Annotated in this window: 1 protein-coding gene; it reads left to right on the forward strand. The window is 69.8% G+C overall.

What is annotated here, in order from left to right; genetic code table 11:
• A partial coding sequence (locus XH80_RS02775) for an Ig-like domain-containing protein (protein WP_271597229.1) occupies positions 1-225 on the forward strand: 225 nt, incomplete at both ends.

The raw sequence follows: 225 nt of genomic DNA on the forward strand, positions 1-225 counted from the left end.
CGGTCGACGAGAGCGCCAGCATCGCGATCAACACCATCGCCGTGGACGACGTGATCAACGCCGCCGAGTCGCACTCTGCCCTGACCATCAGCGGCACCAGCTCCGGCGTGGAGGCGGGCCAGACCGTCACCGTCAGCCTCAACGGCCACGACTACAGCGCGACCGTGCTCGCCAACGGCACCTGGTCGACCTCGGTTGCCCAGGCCGACGTCGCCGCGCTCACCG

This window comes from Bradyrhizobium sp. CCBAU 45384 (genome assembly GCF_028128665.1).
GTDB lineage: Bacteria > Pseudomonadota > Alphaproteobacteria > Rhizobiales > Xanthobacteraceae > Bradyrhizobium > Bradyrhizobium manausense.